Here is an 18,025-nt window from a genome sequence, read left to right as displayed (position 1 = left end):
TCCCCCGCCCCACCCACCCGACCCCCGCGACCCCCCGGCCCCGCCCCCCCCCCCCCCCCCCCCCCCCCCCCGCCACCGGCTTGCCCGCATACGTTCTTTCCCGCTGCGAGCCGCCGGTCCAACGGCGGCTTCCCATAAGGAAGATCGGGGGTGCATCCGTGCGCATAGGAATCCTCACCGAGGGTGGCTATCCGTACGTGAGCGGTGACGCCAGTACCTGGTGCGACCGGCTGGTGCGCGGGCTCGCGCAGCACGAGATCGACGTCTACGTGCTCAGCCGCAGCGAGGACCAGGAGGGCGAGGGCTGGCTCGCACTGCCGTCCCAGGTCCGTCACGTCCGCACGGCACCGCTGTGGACGGCGGAGGACGACGGCGTCGTCCACGGCCGCCGCGCGCGACGACGGTTCGCCGAGTGCTACGGCGAGCTTGCGGCCGTCCTGTGCGCCGGAGCGGCGACCGGAGCGGGCACCGAAGCGCACAAGGGCGATGCCGGGCGGCCGGACAACTCGTCGGCCACTGTGGCGGACCGTTTCGCCAGCGCCCTCTACGGCCTAGCCGAACTCGCCCGCGAGGAGGGCGGACTGGTGGGCGCGCTGCGCTCCGAGACCGCCGTACGCGCCGTGGAGCGCGCCTGTCGCGCGCCCGGCGCCCTCCGTACGGCGCACGAGGCCCGCGTACCGGATCTGCTCACCGTCGCCGCCCACCTGGAACGCGCCCTGCGCCCCCTGTCCCTGGACTGGTACGAGGACGACGGGCTCGGCTCGGCCGACCTGTGTCACGCGGCGTCGGGCGGCGCGGCGGCCCTGCCCGGCCTGCTGGCCCGGCACTTCACCGGCGTACCCCTCCTGGTCACCGAGTACGGGGTGCGGCTGCGCACGCACTACCTCGCCGCCGCTGACACCCCGCCCGCCGTGCGATCCCTGCTCGCCGCCTTCCACGGCAGGCTCGCCGCGGAGATCTACCGCCAGGCCTCGTGCATCACGCCCGGCAACGCGCACGCCCGTCGCTGGCAGGAGCGCTGCGGCGCCGACCGTACGAAGCTGCGCACGGTGTACCCCGGCATGGACGCGGCCCCCTTCGCCGAGGTGGGGGAGTCCCCGGAACGCGCGGCGCCCGACACGCTGGTCTGGGTCGGCCGGGTCGAACCGGCCAAGGATCTCGTCTCCCTCCTCCATGCCTTCGCGGAGATCCGCAAGGCCGAACCGGCCACCCGCCTGCGTGTCGTCGGCGCGCCCACCGGCCCCGAGGGCGCCGCCTACCTCACCCACTGCAAGGCGCTGGCCGCCCAGCTCTTCCCCGACGAGGCCGACGGCCCGCACGCCGTCGGGGACAACCCGGTCTCCTTCGAGGAGATCGGCGGCCCGGAGACACCGACCCTCGCCGACGCCTACGCCTCCGGTGCCGTGAGTGTCCTGTCCAGCGTCGTCGAAGGCTTCCCGGTCGGCCTGGTCGAGGCCATGCTCTGCGGCCGGGCCACGGTGTCGACGGACGTCGGCGCGGTGGTGGAGGTCATCGGCGGTACGGGGCTCGTGGTGCCGCCGCGCAACCCCCGGGCGCTCGCGGAGGCGTGCGTGGCGCTGCTGCGCGACCCGGAGCGCCGTGAACGGCTGGGCGCCGCAGCGCGCGCCCGCGCACTCGAGCTGTTCACCGTCGAGCAGAACGTCGCGGCATTTCACGGCATTTACCTGGAGATCGTCTCGCGCTGCCCCGCCCGCCACACGGCCCTCGACTACGCCGGTGACCCCCTGCCCTTCGCAGTCCCCGCCGAGGCCCACCTTCCCGGCCGCTGGACCTCCGCCGCGAGCCGCATGGTGGCCCGCGGTGGGCCCGGCTGGGCGGCGGGCCCGCCCGTACGCGCCACCACCCGCGTCCCCGCGGCGGAGGCAGCCCGATGACCGAGGGACACAGGGCCGACGTACACGAGGCCGCAGTACAGAGGGCCGACGTACACAAGGCCGACGTACAGAGGGCCGATGTACAGAGAGCCGATGTACACGAACGCGGGCTGCCCGGCACTCCAGGCACTCCCGGCAGACCCGGCGCATGGGACCCCCGTTCGGAACGGTCGCTGACTGCGGAGGGGAAGCGGTCTCCGGCAAGGGAGGGGGAGCGGTCTCCGGCAAGGGAGGGAGAGCAGTCTCCGGCAAGGGAGGGAGAGCAATCTCTGGCAAGGGAGGCGGCGGCCGGGCCCGCCACCCATGCCCTCCATCCCGCTCAGCGCACCCCGCGCCGCGGACCCGCGGATCCGGTGAAGGCCCTGATGCACCGTCACCGTGACCTGTGCGAGCGCGCCGTGGACCCTCTGGAGATCGCTGCGGGCCTGGAGGCCCATGGCATCACCGACCGCACCGCCGCGCGCTTCCGCCACAGGGATGTCTTCTCCCTGGCCGAGGAGATGTACGCCCGGGCTCCCCGCGCCAACGACAACCCGCACAGCGCCACACCCCCTGCCACTGTTCGCCTCCGCGCTGCCTGGATCCTGCGGACCCTCCTCCCCGGCACCACCTGCATCGCGACGCTGGCCGCCCTCCACGTGACCGACGGCCAGGCACGCCTCGTCGCGGCCGCGGCAGGCACCCTCGCCGTCACCCTCTCCTTCCATGCGGCCCTGGCCAAAGGCCCCCTGAGCACGAGCAGACCCCAACCGGTTGGCGCCCACCTGTGGATGTGCTCGCTCCTCGTCTACGCCACCCTGGGCGACGGCCTCCTGGGAGCAGCCGCCTCCGGGGGCCCCGAAACCCTCCCCGCCGCCACGCCGGACGCGGCCTGGCCCCTCACCGCGGTCCCCGTCCTCACCCTGACCCTCGCCTGCGCCCCTGCCGCATGGCTGGCCCACCACTTCGCGGTGCGGGCCCGCCACAGACTGACCGTCAGCAGAGGGCTCGAAGACTTCGCCACCTCGGTACGGCCCCTGCTCCTCGGCACGTTCGGCCTGTTCCTGGCGGCCACCGCAGCGATGCTCACCGTCACCGCCTTCGCTCTCGAAGAGCCTGTCCTCTACCCGCAGACCCTCACCCTCGCCGCCCTTCTCTTCCTGGCCCGCCTCCTCGGCGCCCACGGATTCACCTACGCCCCCACCGTGATCCTCACGGCCACGGCCACAGCCCAGACAGCCGCGCTGGCCACCCTTTTCACGGCCCGCCTCCCGCACTGCGCCTTCCTCGCCGCTCCCGTCGAGACCCTGATCGACATCTGGGGCCCTGGCACCATCTCCACCCTGACCTGCGGAGCAGCGGCCGCCGCCCTGCTGATCCACGCCACCCGCAAACTGACCCGCGCTTCGGCGCACGCCGGAACGGCGACGCAATGGTGAGCCGAGGCGCACGGGCGTCAGTCCCCGGCGGAACGTGGACGTGGCGGGTCCGATTCGGCTCGCGGTCAACTGAGGGAGCGTGGGCGGGTGCTCGCCGGCCGTACGCAGGCGGAATGCGGGGTGTCCACCTGCGGTGTGCAGGGGGAGCGTTGGCGGGTCTCCTCCCGCGGCGCGCATGCACCACGCACCGCCCGCAGGCGCTGCACGCACTCCCACGATCCGCACGGGCCACCGCGGGCATGACGGCGCCCGGCGTGGCACCGAGAGCCGAGAGCCGAGAGCCGAGTGCAGTCGCAGTCGCCGCAGAGCAGGCGCTACACACCGGGGCTCGTGCTCAGGCACCGCAGAGGCCGGCACGTGGCTCGCGCCAGCGGCTGCCGCAGGGCGACCCGCATACGTGTCTTCCTCGCTTCCGGTGCCGCAGGCCCACCCAGCAGACGTGGCTTCGCCCCAGCGGGCGTCGCAGGCCGACCCACCACACGTGGCTTCGCCCGACCGGCGCCGCAGACCCACCCAGCACACCTGGCTTCGCCCGACCGGGCGTCGCCAGCCACTTGATCCGACAGGACGTGGCCCCACCCGCCCAGGCGCCGCAGGCCACCCGCACCCCTTCCCAAGGAGATCCCCGATGACGACCTCCCGACCCGCCAGCCCGGACCCGGGAGCAGCCCGATGAGAGTCCTGCTGATCGGAGCCAACGGCTATCTGGGCCGCTTCGTCGCCGACCGCCTCCTCGCCGACCCGGCGGTCCAGCTCACCGCCCTCGGGCGCGGCGACGACGCCGACGTCCGCTTCGACCTCGCCTCCGGCAGCCCCGGCGCCCTCACCCGTTTCCTCGACGCCGTCCATCCCGGGGTGGTCATCAACTGCGCCGGCACCACACGAGGCGGAGCCCGCGAACTCACCCGCCACAACACCGTCGCCGTGGCGACCGTCTGTGAGGCCTTGCGCCGCAGCGGCTGCGGCGCCCGCCTCGTCCAGATCGGCTGCGCCGCCGAGTACGGTCCGAGCCAGCCCGGCTCGTCCACGGCCGAGGACGCCGTCCCCCGCCCGGGCGGCCCCTACGGCGTCAGCAAACTCGCCGCCACGGAACTCGTCCTCGGCTCCGGCCTGGACGCGGTCGTACTCCGTGTCTTCTCCCCGGCCGGCCCCGGCACCCCCGCAGGCTCCCCTCTCGGCCGCCTCGCCGAGGCCATGCGGCGCGCCATGCAGACCGGCGACGGCGAACTCAAACTCGGCGGTCTCGGCGCCCAACGCGACTTCATCGACGTACGCGACGTGGCCCGCGCCGTGCACGCCGCCTCGCTGTCCGCCGCGCAGGGCGTCATCAACATCGGCTCCGGCCGCGCCGTCCGTCTGCGCGACGCCGCCGCGATCCTCGCCCGTGTGGCCGGCTACGGCGGCGCCCTGCACGAACTCGACGGCCCACCCGGCGCCCTGCGCCCCTCGATCGGCCACCCCCGTCCGGAACCCCTGGCCCACCCCCGCAGCACCGACCCTCTGGTCCACCGCACGGACGCGGACCACGCCGCTCACGCCTCTCACCAGGGGCACGGCTCCCACCCTCCGCACACCCTTCAGTCCACGCACGCCTCCACCCACTCGGCGCACACCGGCCCCGCGGCATACCCCTATCCGGACGGCTGCGGCAGCTGGCAGCAGGCCGACGTCCGCACCGCCCGCGACCGCCTGGGCTGGCGCCCTCGCATCAACCTCGAAGAGTCCCTCGCCGACATCTGGATGGAGGCGGCATGCCGTATCTGACCAGATCAAAGGCGAGAACGGCCGACACCGGCGTCCACACCGGATTAGGCGTCCCCGGCCCTGCGCACCCACTCCTCGCCGCCACCGAGTGGGGCGAACTCACCCGCCACGGTGCCGCCCTGCACTGGGTCGTCCTGAACGTCTCCGACGGTCCCGGCGCCCTCCCTGACCCGCACTGCCTGGAGGCGGCGGGCAGGCTCCGCAACGCCGGCGTCCGAGTCCTCGGCCATCTCGACATCCGGTACGGAGCCCGCCCCTTCGGTGAGACGATCGCGGACGCCCGCCGGTATCTCGACTGGTACCAGGTCGACGGCTTCCTCCTGGACCGCTGCCCGGCCGACCGCGCCGGCCACCGCGAGGTCCACCGCACGACCACCACCTTGCGTGCCCTGCACGACGATGCCCACATCGTCCTCGGTCATGGGACACACCCGTGTCCCGGCTATGCCGAGTCCGCCGACCAGTTGGTCACCTTCCGGGGTTCCTGGAGTGACTACCGCTGGTCGCAGGCCGCCGAGTGGACGGCCGAACACGGGCCGGAGCGCTTCTGCCACTTCGTGCACGGAGTGCCCCGCGGTCATCTCGACGAGGCGCTGCGCATCGCCCGCTGGCAGGGAGCCGCGACCATCTACTTCACCGACCGGACGGATCGCGGCGGGCGCACCGGCCCCTGGGAGACGATGCCCGGCTACTGGGACGAAATCGTCTCGCGTATCGGAACAGGTGTCTCGGAATGAAAAAGGCCGTGGCAGTGTTACGAGGAGAACATCCGTAGTGATAGACCGACCAACGGAGTCCCCGTGTCGCTGCCACCCCTGGTCGAGCCGGCCCCCGAGCTCACCGTAGACGAGGTCCGCAGGTACTCCCGCCACCTGATCATTCCCGATGTCGGGATGGATGGGCAGAAGCGGCTGAAGAACGCCAAGGTGCTGTGTGTCGGCGCCGGCGGCCTGGGCTCGCCGGCCCTGATGTACCTGGCCGCGGCGGGCGTCGGCACCCTCGGCATCGTGGAGTTCGACGAGGTCGACGAGTCCAACCTGCAGCGCCAGATCATCCACAGCCAGTCGGACATCGGCCGCTCCAAGGCCGAGTCCGCCCGCGACAGCGTGCTCGGCATCAACCCGTACGTGAACGTGGTCCTGCACGAGGAGCGGCTCGAGGCCGACAACGTGATGGACATCTTCAGCCAGTACGACCTGATCGTCGACGGCACGGACAACTTCGCGACCCGCTACCTGGTCAACGACGCCTGCGTGCTGCTGAACAAGCCGTACGTCTGGGGCTCGATCTACCGCTTCGACGGCCAGGCCTCCGTGTTCTGGTCCGAGCACGGCCCGTGCTACCGCTGCCTCTACCCGGAGCCCCCGCCTCCCGGCATGGTCCCCTCCTGCGCCGAGGGCGGCGTGCTCGGCGTGCTGTGCGCGTCCATCGGCTCCATCCAGGTCACCGAGGCCATCAAGGTCCTCACCGGCACGGGTGAGCCGCTCGTCGGCCGCCTGATGATCTACGACGCCCTGGAGATGCAGTACCGCCAGGTCAAGGTCCGCAAGGACCCCGACTGTGCGGTCTGCGGTGAGAACCCCACCGTCACCGAGCTCATCGACTACGAGGCCTTCTGCGGCGTCGTCTCCGAGGAGGCCCAGGCGGCGGCCGCCGACTCGACGATCACTCCGAAGCAGCTCAAGGAGTGGATCGACGACGGCGAGAACATCGAGATCATCGACGTCCGCGAGATCAACGAGTACGAGATCGTCTCGATTCCGGGCGCCAAGCTGATCCCCAAGAACGAGTTCCTCATGGGCACCGCTCTGGAGTCCCTCCCGCAGGACAAGAAGATTGTCTTGCACTGCAAGACGGGTGTCCGCAGTGCGGAAGTCCTCGCGGTCCTGAAGTCGGCGGGCTTCTCCGACGCCGTCCACGTCGGCGGTGGCGTCATCGGCTGGGTCAACCAGATCGAACCGGACAAGCCGGTCTACTGATCCGGACGAACTCCCTCTGCGGCGGGGGCTTCGCGTGCCATGGATGCGCGAAGCCCCCGTCGGCGTCATGAGCAGACCTTGCCGTCCTTCGGCACCGTTCCGTTCAGCGCGTACGCGTTGATCGTGGAGTCGACGCAGTCGCTCCCGCTCCCATAGGCACCGTGCCCCTCGCCCTTCCAGGTGAGCATCACCCCGACGTCCTTGCCCAGCTCGTCCGCCATCCTGCGGGCGCCCTCGTACGGGGTCGCGGGGTCGCCGGTGTTGCCCACGACCAGGACCGGCGCCGCGCCCGGAGCGCTGACCTCCGGGGTGTCGGACTGCCCGGCCACCGGCCATTCGTGGCACCAGCCCGCCGTGTCCCATCCGAGGAACTGACCGAACACCGGCGAGATCTTCTCGAACTCCGGCAGCAGCTTCTTCGCCTCCTCGGGTGTGGGCCGCTGCCTGTCGTCCAAGCACGATATGACCCGTTGCGAGTGGGTCGCCGTGGCGTAGCGGCCCGCCTCGTCGCGCTCGTTGTAGCTGTCGGCGAGTGCCAGCAGGGCGGAGCCGTCGCCCTCTTCGGCGGCTTCCAGGGCCATGGTGAGCGTGGGCCAGCTCGACTTGCTGTACAGCGGCAGGACGATGCCGGTGAAGGCGAGCGTCTGCGTCAGCTTCCGGTCGCTGGATGTCGCCAGTGGTTCCGCGTCGATCCGCTCCAGCAGGGCCGCGATCTTACGGGAGCCCTGAACCGGGTCCTGGCCGGTCGACTTCAGGTAGCCGTCCAGGGCGCGCTGGAAGCCGAGTGTCTGGTTCCTGGCGTGGCCCACCGCGTCGGCGCTCGGGTCGACGACCGCGTCCAGCACCAGTCGCCCCACGTTCCTGGGGAACAGATGGGCGTAGACGCCGCCGAGTTCCGTGCCGTACGAGATGCCGAAGTAGTGCATCCTCGAGTCGCCGAGGACATGGCGCATCAGATCCATGTCGCGGGCGGTGTCGGCGGTCGAGACGTGCGCGATCAGCTTGCCGCTGGACGCCTCGCAGCCCTGGCCGAAGTCGGCGGCGTCCCGGAAGTACGCCGCCTCCTCGGCCGGTGTGTCCGGGCTGACGTCCACGGCCTCGGCGGCCTGTATCTCCTCGTCGCTGCGGCAGCGGATGCCCTCGCTGGCGCCCACCCCGCGGGGGTCCCAGCTCACGAGGTCGTACCGCTCATGCAGCTCAGAGGCGGTGGAGGCGTACGCCGGCATGGTCGACAATCCCGAGCCGCCGGGGCCGCCGAAGTTGAACAGCATCGAGCCGATGCGGTCGTCGCCGCTCGCCTCGGAGCGGATGAGGGCAAGGTCGATCGTCGCGCCCTGCGGTTGCGCCCAGTTCAGTGGCACCTTCAACGTCGCGCACCGCCACTCGTCTCCCGGGGCGGGGGCGCCGTCGGTGGCCGCGCAGTCGCCCCAGTCCAGCTTCTGGTCCGCGAGTGCGGAGGGCAGCCCCGAGGCCGGCCCGTTGGCTGTCGGGGGTGGCGCGGACGTCCCCTTGCCGTTGTCCGACGCATCGTCGGACGAGCCTGCGCAACCCGCCGCCAACAGCCCGGCGGCGACGGTCAGCGCCGTCCGCCGTACGAAGCGTGCCATCGCCACAATCCCCCCTGTCTCGCCGCCCGCGCTCCATCGCGAACGGCTGTCCCGCCATGGTAGGCGGAGCGAGCCTGAGCCGTGTGGTCCTGTGGATAACCTTTTGACCTGCAAGTTTAGGGATATCTGCCGCGTCGCCTGAGCGTCGTCGCGGCGGTCAGGCGACGCAGCGGTCAGGTGCAGACCGTCCCGCCCGTCGGCACCTTCCCGTCCAGGAGGTAGCCGTCCACCGCCTGCTTCACGCACTTGCTCTCGCTGTTGTACGCGCCATGCCCCTGCCCCTTGTACGTCAGCTCCACGCCGACCCCCTTGCCCAGCGCCTGCACCATCCTGCGCGCACCCTCGTACGGCGTGGCCGGGTCGCCGGTGTTGCCGATGACGAGGATCTTCGCCGAGCCGGGCGCACTGACGTCCGGATGGTCGGCGGCGCCGGGCACCGCCCAGTCGGTGCAGCTCATCATGGACCAGGCGAGGTAGTCACCGAACACCGGCGAGGCGGCCCGGAACTCGGGCAGCTTCCCCCGCACGTACTCGGTGGTGTAGCGCGGCTTGTCGTCGGCGCAGTTGATGGAGACGTTGGCCGCGGTGAGGTTGCTGTACTCGCCGTTCTGATTGCGGCCGTTCAACGAGTCCGACAGCATCATCAAGATCTGGCCATCACCGTCGTACGCCTGCTCAAGCCCCTCGGTGAGGTACTCCCAGAAGTCCTGCGAGTACAGGGCCTGGGCGATGCCGCTGGTCGCGGCCGTCTGGGTCAGCTGGCGGGGGAAGATGCCGGGAATCGGCCTGCTGTCCAGATCCTTGAGCAGTTGGGCGATGCGGTTCTTGACGTCCTGCGCGCTGTTCCCGACCGGGCAGTCCTCCACCTGCGACACGCAGTGCTGCGCGTAGTTGTCGAGCGCGAGCTGGAAGCCCTTGGCCTGCCCGAGGGAGCCCTGTTCGGAGTTCTGTGTCGGGTCGACCACGGCATCGAAGACCGCCCGGCCGACGTTCTTGGGGAAGAGATGCGCGTAGACGCCGCCCAGTTCGGTGCCGTACGAGATGCCGAAGTAGTGGAGCTTGTCGTCGCCGAGCACCTGGCGCATCAGGTCCATGTCCCGGGCCGCTTCGGTGGTCTGCACGTGCGGCAGCATCTTGCTGGAGTTCTTGTCGCAGGCGGCGTTGAACGCCTTGACGTTGTCGACGTATTCGGTGCGCTCGGCGGCGTCGTCCGGTGTGGCGTCCTGCTGGAAGTAGACGTCGAGCTGCTGGTCGTTCTCGCACCACACCCCGGCACTGCGGCCGACGCCACGTGGGTCGAAGCTCACCAGGTCGTAGCGGGTGCGCAGCGTGGCATAGTCCTCGGCGAACGCGGGCAGCGTCGTGACGCCCGAGCCGCCGGGCCCGCCGAAATTGAAGATCAGCGAGCCGATGCGCCGGTCCGCCGGACCGCTCGCCTTCGCCCGGATCAGCTCGATGCCGATGGTGTCGCCCTCGGGGTCGTCCCAGTCGCGGGGCGCCTTCATGGTCGCGCACTGCCATTCGTCGCCGTCAGGCAGCGGAGAGGGCGCATCACCACCGCCTTGTGCCTGGTCGGGCGCCGGGCAGTCCTTCCAGCTCAGCGTCTGGGCCGTCAGATCCTGGTCCTGCGAGTCCTCGCCGCACCCCGCCAGCACGGTGGACAGCAACACGGCGGAGACGGTCAGGGCAGCGGCGCGCAGCCGGGAAGGATTCGGCATGCATCCATCCTGCGCCCGCCGGCGCCGGGCCGCTCGCGGTGGGCGGGCCGTACGAGGTACGCACGCGGTGGCCTGGGCGGGACACGAACGGGATGGCCTGCGAGGCGCGGTACGCGCGCGTCTGCAACTCACCCGTCGCACCCCCGGGACCCGCTCCTACAGTGCGCCCTTCCGCGTCAGATGGTTGAACGCCAGCCAGCCCGGCAGCACCGGCAGCCACAGCGTCAGCAGCCGGAACAGCAGTACGGCCGGGGCCGCGACCTCGCTGGGCAGGCCGACGGCGATCAGGCCGACGGTCAGGGTCGCCTCGACGGCACCCACACCGCCCGGAGTCGGGGCTGCCGAACCGAGCGCGTTGCCCGCGAGGAAGACCACGGCCACGCTGGCGATGCTGATCGACGTCGTCTCGTCCCCGAAGGCGCGGATCGAGGCGTCCAGGCACATCACGAAGCAGGCGGTGAGCAGCAGCATGCCGCCGATGCCGGTGACCAGTTTCTGCGGCCGCTGGAGCACGTCCAGCATGCGCGGCACGACACCCGCGAACAGCGACCGCACGCGCGTGGCGATGAACTTCCGCATGAAGGGCACGGAGGTCACCACGAGCACCAGCACCGCCACCGTCAGCAGACCCGCGATGACGGTCCGGGACGGCGACAGGGAGGGGGTCTTCTCGGTACCGGTCAGATAGCCGAACGCCAGCAGCATCAGGATGTGGCAGCCGAGCCCGAACAACTGCGAGGCGCCTACGCTGGCCACCGCGAGTCCCGGTCGCACCCCCGAGCGCTGCAGGAAGCGCGTGTTCAGTGCCACACCGCCCACCGCGGCCGGCGCCACGATCTTCACGAACGACCCGGCGACCTGCGCCGCCACCGTCCGTGGGAACGGCACCCGCTCGGGCACGAAGCCCAGCAGGGCCATCGCGGCGGCCACATAGCTGAACGCCGAGAACAGCACTGCCGCAATGACCCAGCCCCACTCGGCGTTGGCGATCAGCGGCCCGAACTCGATGTGGGTGAGCTGGGTGAGCAGGAAGTACGCGCCGATCGCGCCGGCGATGAAACTGATCAGCGTGCGCGGCCGCACACGCTCCAGGCGGGCCGGTTCGACAGGAGCCTGTGGCCGGATCCGCAGCACCTCGTGCCGGATCAGCGTGAGCAGATCGTCCTCGCGCGCCTCGTCCAGAGCCTCGCCGATGGCCCGCTTCTCGGCCCTGTTCTGCGCGCGTACGGCCTTCTTGCCGGGCTTTTCGAGTGCGGCCGCGGCATCGTCTCCGGCCGCTTCGAGCCGGGCCTGTTTGGCCTGCCGGGACGCGTCCAGCACCGCCTCGCGCTCGCGCTCCGCCCGCTCCCTGGCCAGCCGCCGCAGCGTCGCGCGCGTGGAGCGGGTGAGGGCGATGGGCTGGAGCATCGGCAGACAGGCGGCCACGGTGTCCGGCCCGAGCACGTCGACGGCTGAGGCAACCGCCCGCTCGGCGCCGACCCGCAGGGCGAGCGTCGTCATGAGCTGGGCGACGTCCATGCGCAGCAACAGATCGCCGGCCGCGATCTCACCGCCGCGCAGGTCGGTGAGGATCACGGTGCCGGAACGATCCACCAGGATCGCGTCACCCGCCAGCCTGCGGTGCGCGATGCGTCGCGACTGCAGTGCCCGCACCTGGTGCCAGGTGTGGCGCAGCAGTTCGTCGGTGACCTCCTCGTCGGGCAGCGATTCGAGGGTGCGGCCGCCGGTGTGCTCGTAGACGAGCATCACGGCGTCGGGGCCGAGTTCGGAGGTGGCGATCAGCTTGGGCGCGTTCGCGCCCGCCGCGATCGCCGCGTACGCCAGCAGGGCCTCCTGCTCCAGGGCCTGGCGCAGCGACTGCAGGCTGCGCCGGGTGGCGATGCCGCGCAGTGTCAGGTTGCGCCATACCCGGTAGAAGAAGCCCTGTGCCTGCTGTTCGCGGTCGACGACCGTCACGTCCAGCGGTGGGCCGTCCTCCAGCGCGACGAAGTACCGGCGGCCGCGGTCACCGGCGTCCGCGGCGTCCGGGGTGTCCTCACGGGACGCGCTCACCGGGTGGAAGCCGACGGTCCGCAGGCCCGCCATCAGCGTCCGGCCGGTCGGGCGGACGTTGGGCGAGCCGACCGCGTACAGCGTGCCGTAGGCGACGGTCCAGCCGATCAGCACCGTCAGGATGATCGAGAACGGCGTCGTGTACCCCGTGACCAGCATCGAGAAGGCGTCGAGGAGCAGCACGATCCACAGCACCGCGCGCCAGCGGGGTCTGCGGGACATGCCGACGGCCGTCATGTACGCGATGACCGGGGCCAGGTAGCCGTGCACCGGGTCGGTCAGGGCGTTGATGTCGCCGGGGTAGGGCTGGGTGAGCGCGTCCTGGATCGAGCCGGGCGCCGCCCGGGCGACCCACAGGTCGGTCGCCAGCGTCACCCCGTGTGCGAGGACCGCCGCGAGCACGCCGTCGGCGATGCGCAGCCCGTCCCGCTTGATCAGCCGCTCGATCGCGAACGCCACCGGTACCAGCAGGATCGCGATGCTGGACGCCAGCCCGGCGATCTTGATGAGCAGGTCGGGCGCCTGTCCGGTGCCCTTGTTGATGTCCTGTTCGAGCCCCGACGTGGTGCCGTGCGCGAACGCCGCGATGGCGAGCAGCACGACGACGGCGAGCACGCCCACCAGGAGCCGCATCAGGTCGGAAGGGCGGTGCACGCGCGCGGGAAGGAGCGGCTCGTCGCCCTCCACCTCGTCGCTGTGAGGGTCGCCGGAGTCGTCGCCGGTGCCCCGCCCGGCCACGCCGTCCGAGTCGTCGCCACCACGTCCGGAGGTGCCTTCGGCGTCCTCGGCGTCACCTCGCCCGGTCGGCTCTCCTGCCCCCTTCACGCGTGCTTCGTCCGAGTCGGCGGTGTGTGGGCGCGACGAGGCATCAGGGGTGCTCTCCGTGTCATCGGGGTGCACACCCTGCTGCTTCATGGTCTCTTCTTGATCTCGTATCACCAGTCACCGCCCGCACGATGGTGGCATGCTCCACCGACACACGGGGGCATCAGGGTGCAAATGCGGGGCGCACAGTCTGCCCGAAGCTCTGCCCCACGGCGAACGTTACGCACAGTGGCGAGCGCGTCGCGTTGTCGGAGGTGTGCGGCAGGATGGGGCGAATGAGCGAGGACAGCCTTCCCGAGGACGCCCGCCCGGATTACGCACAGGGCCTGCCGGAGGACGCACAAGGCCTGCCGGAGTACGCCGATCGGGTCCTGGAGGTCGCCGAACTGATTCCGGAAGGACGGGTCATGACGTACGGGGATGTCGCCGAGTGGCTGGAGGAGGGCGGTCCCCGGCAGGTCGGCCGGGTGATGGCTCTCTACGGGGGTGCCGTTCCGTGGTGGCGCGTCGTCCGTGCGGACGGTGTCCTGCTCCCCGGGCACGAACTCGACGCGCTCGGCCACTACCGCGCCGAGGGCACGCCCCTGAAGGCGGCGGCCCGGGCGGCCGAGGGCCACCTGCCGCGCGTCGACATGAGACGCGCGCGGTGGGACGGCGGCGAACGCGCGGAGGCTCACACCTGCCAGCTTCCGCCATCGGACGCCTCCGCGGGAGGCCTCTGATCCGTACGGGGGAAACAGGGCACATCCGTGGCATGACGTACGTTCGTGGTGCAGGGGGCACGCGGGTCGTGTGAGCCGTGTGGGAAGAAGCGGAAGCCGTCCTTCCGACCGGCCCGTCGGCGTAGCGTCGGCTGCACGTGTCCCCCTCATCCCCCGGCCACCGCCCGCCACGCACGGCGGTCGGCCCACCAGCACAACCACCAGGACCGGCGAACCACGTGAGCTCCTCTTCCTCCACCAGGCGCCTGCCGCACCACCCGGTGCGGCAGGTGGACCGTGGCGCTTACCGGTTGGTACGTACCCCCCCGGCCCGTTCGGGTCCCCCTCGTCTGGACGCGGCACAGCGCGCCGTGGTTGACCACGGGGCCGGTCCGCTGCTCGTTCTCGCCGGCCCGGGAACCGGCAAGACCACCACCCTGGTGGAGGCCGTCGCGGCCCGCATCGCGCGCGGCGTCGACCCCGGGCGGATCCTGGTGCTGACGTTCAGCCGCAAGGCGGCCGTCGAGCTGCGCGACCGAATGGCGCTGCGCACAGGGGCGGCGCGCGCGCCCCAGGCCACCACCTTCCACTCGTACTGCTACGCCTTGGTCCGCGCCCACCAGGACAGCGACCTGTTCGCCGAACCGCTGCGGCTGCTGTCCGGACCCGAGCAGGACGTCGCCGTCCGCGAGCTGCTCGCGGGCCAGCCCGACCTGGAGAGGCTCGGCCTCGCGCACGTGCGCTGGCCGGACGACCTGCGCGCCTGCCTCACCACCCGGGGCTTCGCCGACGAGGTCCGCGCGGTGCTCGCCCGCAGCCGGGAACTCGGCCTGGGCCCGGACGCCCTGGACGCCTTCGCCCGCCGCATCGGCCGCCCCGACTGGCGCGCTGCGGCCGCGTTCCTCGCGGAGTACCTCGATGTCCTCGACCTGCAGGGCGTCGTGGACTACGCCGAACTGGTCCACCGCGCGGTCCTCCTCGCCCGACGACCCGAGGTCGCGGAGAAGCTCGCCACGCGCTACGACGCCGTGTTCGTGGACGAGTACCAGGACACCGACCCCGCCCAGGTGCGGCTGCTGCACACCCTGGCCGGCGAGGGCCGCACGCTCTTCGCCTTCGGCGACCCCGATCAGTCGATCTACGCCTTCCGGGGCGCGGACGTGAACGGCATCCTCGACTTCCCCCGGGCCTTCCCGCGCGCGGACGGCCGCCCCGCCCCCGTCGAAGTGCTGCGGACCTCCCGCCGCTCCGCCGCCGCCCTGCTGGCCGCGACCCGGCTGCTGACCCAGCGTATGCCGCTCACCCGGCTCCCGGCGGAGAAGGTCCGCGCCCATCGCGAGCTGACCCCCGTGAGGGGCGGTGGCCGCGTGGAGGTCTACACCTATCCGACGGCCGGCACCGAGCTGGACAACATCGCCGACATCCTGCGCCGCGCTCATCTGGAGGACGGCGTCCCGTGGGGCGAGATGGCGGTCCTGGTACGCGCCGGATCCCGCACGATCCCGGCGGTCCGTCGTACCCTCACGGCCGCCGGTGTCCCGCTCGACACCGACGGCGACGACGTGCCGCTGCGCCACGAGCCGGCGGTGGCACCGCTGCTGACGGCACTGCGGGCGGTGGCCGCGGCTGAGGCGGGGCTGCGTCCGCGAGGGGGTGCCGAGGGCGTTGCAGGCGCGCCGGGCGAACCAGATCTGTCCACGGGGGGCGGGGCCGCTGCGGACGGACCGGCCGGATCCGGAAACCCAGCTGGCGAGGCCGAGCCGACGCCCAGGCCGGCGCCGGCTTCTGAGACCGGGCGTACTCTCGAGTCGTGGTCGGCTTCCGAGCCGGTGCCGGTACCCGCGTCGGGGCAGAGTGCCGTGCCTCAACCGGTACCCGGGTCGGGGCAGAGTGCCGTGCCTGAACCGGAGTCCGAGTCGGTGCAGAAGCCGGAGCGGGAGCCGGTACCCGGGTCGGGGCAGAGTGCCGTGCCTCAACCGGTACCCGCGTCGGGGCAGAGTGCCGTGCCTCAACCGGTATCCGAGTCGGTGCAGAAGCCGGAGCCGGAGCCGGAGCCGGACTCGGACTCGGGTTCCGAGCCGGAGCCGGACTCGGACTCGGGTTCCGAGCCGGAGCCGGCCCCCGCCCCGGAAGCGTGCTGGCTCGACAACGAGACCGCCCTCACTCTCCTCGCCTCGCCCCTCGCCGCCATGGACGCCGCCGACCTGCGTCGGCTAGGGCGCGCCCTGCGCGACGAGGAGCGGGCCGCCGGCAACCCCGTGCCGCCGCCCTCCGACGACCTGCTCGCACGCGCGCTTGCCGAACCCGAGCGCCTGGTGGCGCACGACCCGGCGTACGCGCGAGGCGCCCAGCGCCTGGGCGCGTTGCTGCAGAAGGCGCGTGAGCGGCTCGCGGGCGGTGGTACGGCCGAGGAGGCGCTGTGGGACCTGTGGGAGGGCACGCCGTGGCCGGCGCGCCTGGAGCGGGCAACGCGCCGTGGCGGCGCGGCCGGACGCAACGCGGATCGTGATCTGGACGCCGTGTGCGCGCTGTTCGCCACCGCGGCCCGCGCGGAGGAGCGCACCGGCGGCCGCGGTGCGCTGAACTTCCTGGAGGAGCTTCAGTCCGAGGACATCGCCGCCGACACCCTCGCGGGACGCGCCGTGCGGCCCGACGCGGTGCGCCTGATGACCGCGCACCGCGCGAAGGGGCTCCAATGGCGCCTCGTCGTCGTGGCGGGCGTCCAGGAAGGGCTGTGGCCTGACCTGCGCCGCCGCGGCTCCCTCCTGGAGGCCGACCGCATCGGCCGCGACGGGCTCGCCGAACCGCTCACGCCGGGCGCGCTGCTCGCCGAGGAGCGCCGCCTGTTCTACGTCGCCGCCACGCGCGCGCGTGAACGCCTTGTCGTCACCGCGGTGAAAGCTCCCGCGGACGACGGCGACCAGCCTTCCCGCTTCCTGACCGAGCTCGGCGTCGAACCCAGGGACGTCACCGGCCGCCCGCGCCGCCCGTTGTCCGTCGCCGCGCTCGTCGCCGAGTTGCGTGCCACGACCGTCGACCCGCGCGCGTCCGACGCCCTCCGGGAGGCCGCTGCCCGCCGGCTGGCCCGGCTCGCCGCCCTGGCCGACGAGGACGGCCGGCCGCTGGTCCCCGCCGCGCATCCGTACCGCTGGTGGGGCATGTTCGAGCCGACCGAGTCCAAGGTGCCGCTGCGCAACCGCGACCAGCCCGTCGTGCTGTCGGGCAGCGCCCTGGACCAGCTTGCCAACACCTGTGCCCTGCAATGGTTCCTGGGGCGTGAGGTGAAGGCCGAGGCCCCCGCCACCGCCGCACAGGGCTTCGGCAACGTGGTGCACGTCCTCGCCGACGAGGTCGCCTCCGGTCGTACCCCGGCCGATCTCGACGTCCTCATGGAACGCCTCGACTCCGTGTGGAACGCGCTCGCCTTCGACGCCCCGTGGAAGTCCGTGCAGGAGAAGCAGCACGCGCGCGTGGCGCTGGAACGCTTCCTTCAATGGCATGTGACGGACCGCACCGGCCGTACGCCCGTGGCGAGCGAGCACGACTTCGACGTCACTCTCGAAGCGGGCGACTACGAGGTGCGCATCCGCGGCTCCATGGACCGGGTCGAGGCGGACGGCGAAGGCCGCGCCTACGTCGTCGACTTCAAGACCGGAAAGCAGGCACCCACCTCCAAGGAGGTGGCGCGCCACCCCCAGCTGGCCGTCTATCAGCTGGCGGTGCGCGAGGGCGCCGTGGACGAGGCGTTCGACGGCGTGCGCCCCGAGCCGGGCGGCGCCGAACTGGTCCAGTTGCGTCAGGGCGCCGCACACCGGGACGGCGGCGAGGCGCTGCCCAAGGTGCAGGCCCAGGAGCCGCTGGAGGGGGAGTGGGTCGGTGAACTGCTGGCGACGGCGGCCGGCAAGGTGCTTGACGAGCGGTTCCGGCCGACGACCGGTCAGCACTGCGCGCACTGCGCGTTCCGGGCGTCGTGCAGCGCCCGCCCCGAGGGGCGCCATGTGGTCGAGTGACGTAGGGCACCACAGGAGCTGACCTGCGCATCTCCTGCCCCGGCGATCGATCCGGC

At 72.1% G+C, this 18,025-nt stretch carries 10 protein-coding genes; 7 read left to right on the top strand and 3 right to left on the bottom strand.

Annotated elements, in window-relative coordinates:
- Positions 1 to 158 precede the first annotated feature (158 nt).
- From ACGF8A_RS08470 to moeZ, 5 genes are all read left to right on the top strand, one after another.
- Positions 159 to 1,895 (top strand): DUF3492 domain-containing protein, encoded by a 1,737-nt coding sequence (locus tag ACGF8A_RS08470; RefSeq protein WP_393105584.1) that lies wholly within the window; start codon positions 159 to 161, stop codon positions 1,893 to 1,895.
- A gap of 365 nt (positions 1,896 to 2,260) precedes the next feature.
- On the top strand, positions 2,261 to 3,313 hold the full coding sequence (locus tag ACGF8A_RS08465; protein ID WP_393105582.1) for a hypothetical protein: 1,053 nt from the start codon (positions 2,261 to 2,263) through the stop codon (positions 3,311 to 3,313).
- A gap of 672 nt (positions 3,314 to 3,985) precedes the next feature.
- Complete coding sequence (locus ACGF8A_RS08460) at positions 3,986 to 5,077, top strand: NAD-dependent epimerase/dehydratase family protein (protein ID WP_393105580.1); 1,092 nt, start codon at positions 3,986 to 3,988, stop codon at positions 5,075 to 5,077.
- A complete protein-coding gene (locus tag ACGF8A_RS08455; protein ID WP_393105578.1) occupies positions 5,065 to 5,814 on the top strand; it encodes a spherulation-specific family 4 protein in 750 nt (249 codons plus the stop codon). Before ACGF8A_RS08460 ends, ACGF8A_RS08455 begins: the two co-directional genes overlap by 13 nt.
- A 63-nt stretch (positions 5,815 to 5,877) precedes the next feature.
- Positions 5,878 to 7,056: an adenylyltransferase/sulfurtransferase MoeZ gene (gene moeZ, locus ACGF8A_RS08450; RefSeq protein ID WP_393105576.1), complete on the top strand. Its 1,179-nt coding sequence runs from the start codon at positions 5,878 to 5,880 to the stop codon at positions 7,054 to 7,056.
- A gap of 65 nt (positions 7,057 to 7,121) precedes the next feature.
- On the opposite strand, the gene ACGF8A_RS08445 is transcribed toward moeZ, so the two are convergent.
- The 3 genes from ACGF8A_RS08445 to ACGF8A_RS08435 form a co-directional block, all read right to left on the bottom strand.
- The gene (locus tag ACGF8A_RS08445; RefSeq protein ID WP_393105574.1) at positions 7,122 to 8,663 is read right to left on the bottom strand and encodes an alpha/beta hydrolase; all 1,542 of its coding nucleotides are present in this window, start codon (positions 8,661 to 8,663) and stop codon (positions 7,122 to 7,124) included.
- A 173-nt stretch (positions 8,664 to 8,836) separates the two neighbouring features.
- Positions 8,837 to 10,381 (bottom strand): alpha/beta hydrolase, encoded by a 1,545-nt coding sequence (locus ACGF8A_RS08440; protein WP_393105572.1) that lies wholly within the window; start codon positions 10,379 to 10,381, stop codon positions 8,837 to 8,839.
- A 156-nt stretch (positions 10,382 to 10,537) separates the two neighbouring features.
- Complete coding sequence (locus tag ACGF8A_RS08435) at positions 10,538 to 13,348, bottom strand: YbhN family protein (RefSeq protein ID WP_393105570.1); 2,811 nt, start codon at positions 13,346 to 13,348, stop codon at positions 10,538 to 10,540.
- 185 nt (positions 13,349 to 13,533) lie between these two features.
- Here ACGF8A_RS08435 and ACGF8A_RS08430 point away from each other — a divergent pair, with 185 nt between their 5' ends.
- Both ACGF8A_RS08430 and ACGF8A_RS08425 read left to right on the top strand, forming a co-directional pair.
- Complete coding sequence (locus ACGF8A_RS08430; RefSeq protein WP_393105568.1) at positions 13,534 to 13,980, top strand: MGMT family protein; 447 nt, start codon at positions 13,534 to 13,536, stop codon at positions 13,978 to 13,980.
- 218 nt (positions 13,981 to 14,198) lie between these two features.
- Complete coding sequence (locus tag ACGF8A_RS08425) at positions 14,199 to 17,969, top strand: UvrD-helicase domain-containing protein (RefSeq protein WP_393105566.1); 3,771 nt, start codon at positions 14,199 to 14,201, stop codon at positions 17,967 to 17,969.
- Positions 17,970 to 18,025 lie beyond the last annotated feature (56 nt).

The sequence above is a fragment of the Streptomyces sp. NPDC047706 genome (assembly GCF_043204795.1).
Lineage (GTDB): Bacteria > Actinomycetota > Actinomycetes > Streptomycetales > Streptomycetaceae > Streptomyces.
This window is presented reverse-complemented; position numbering and strand designations above follow the sequence as displayed.

Coding starts and splice junctions, on each gene's coding strand:
- ACGF8A_RS08440 (WP_393105572.1), bottom strand. CDS start 10,381: ATGCCGAATCCTTCCCGGCTGCGCGCCGCTGCCCTGACCGTCTCCGCC.
- ACGF8A_RS08445 (WP_393105574.1), bottom strand. CDS start 8,663: ATGGCACGCTTCGTACGGCGGACGGCGCTGACCGTCGCCGCCGGGCTG.
- ACGF8A_RS08455 (WP_393105578.1), top strand. CDS start 5,065: ATGCCGTATCTGACCAGATCAAAGGCGAGAACGGCCGACACCGGCGTC.
- ACGF8A_RS08465 (WP_393105582.1), top strand. CDS start 2,261: ATGCACCGTCACCGTGACCTGTGCGAGCGCGCCGTGGACCCTCTGGAG.
- ACGF8A_RS08435 (WP_393105570.1), bottom strand. CDS start 13,348: ATGAAGCAGCAGGGTGTGCACCCCGATGACACGGAGAGCACCCCTGAT.
- ACGF8A_RS08430 (WP_393105568.1), top strand. CDS start 13,534: ATGAGCGAGGACAGCCTTCCCGAGGACGCCCGCCCGGATTACGCACAG.
- ACGF8A_RS08460 (WP_393105580.1), top strand. CDS start 3,986: ATGAGAGTCCTGCTGATCGGAGCCAACGGCTATCTGGGCCGCTTCGTC.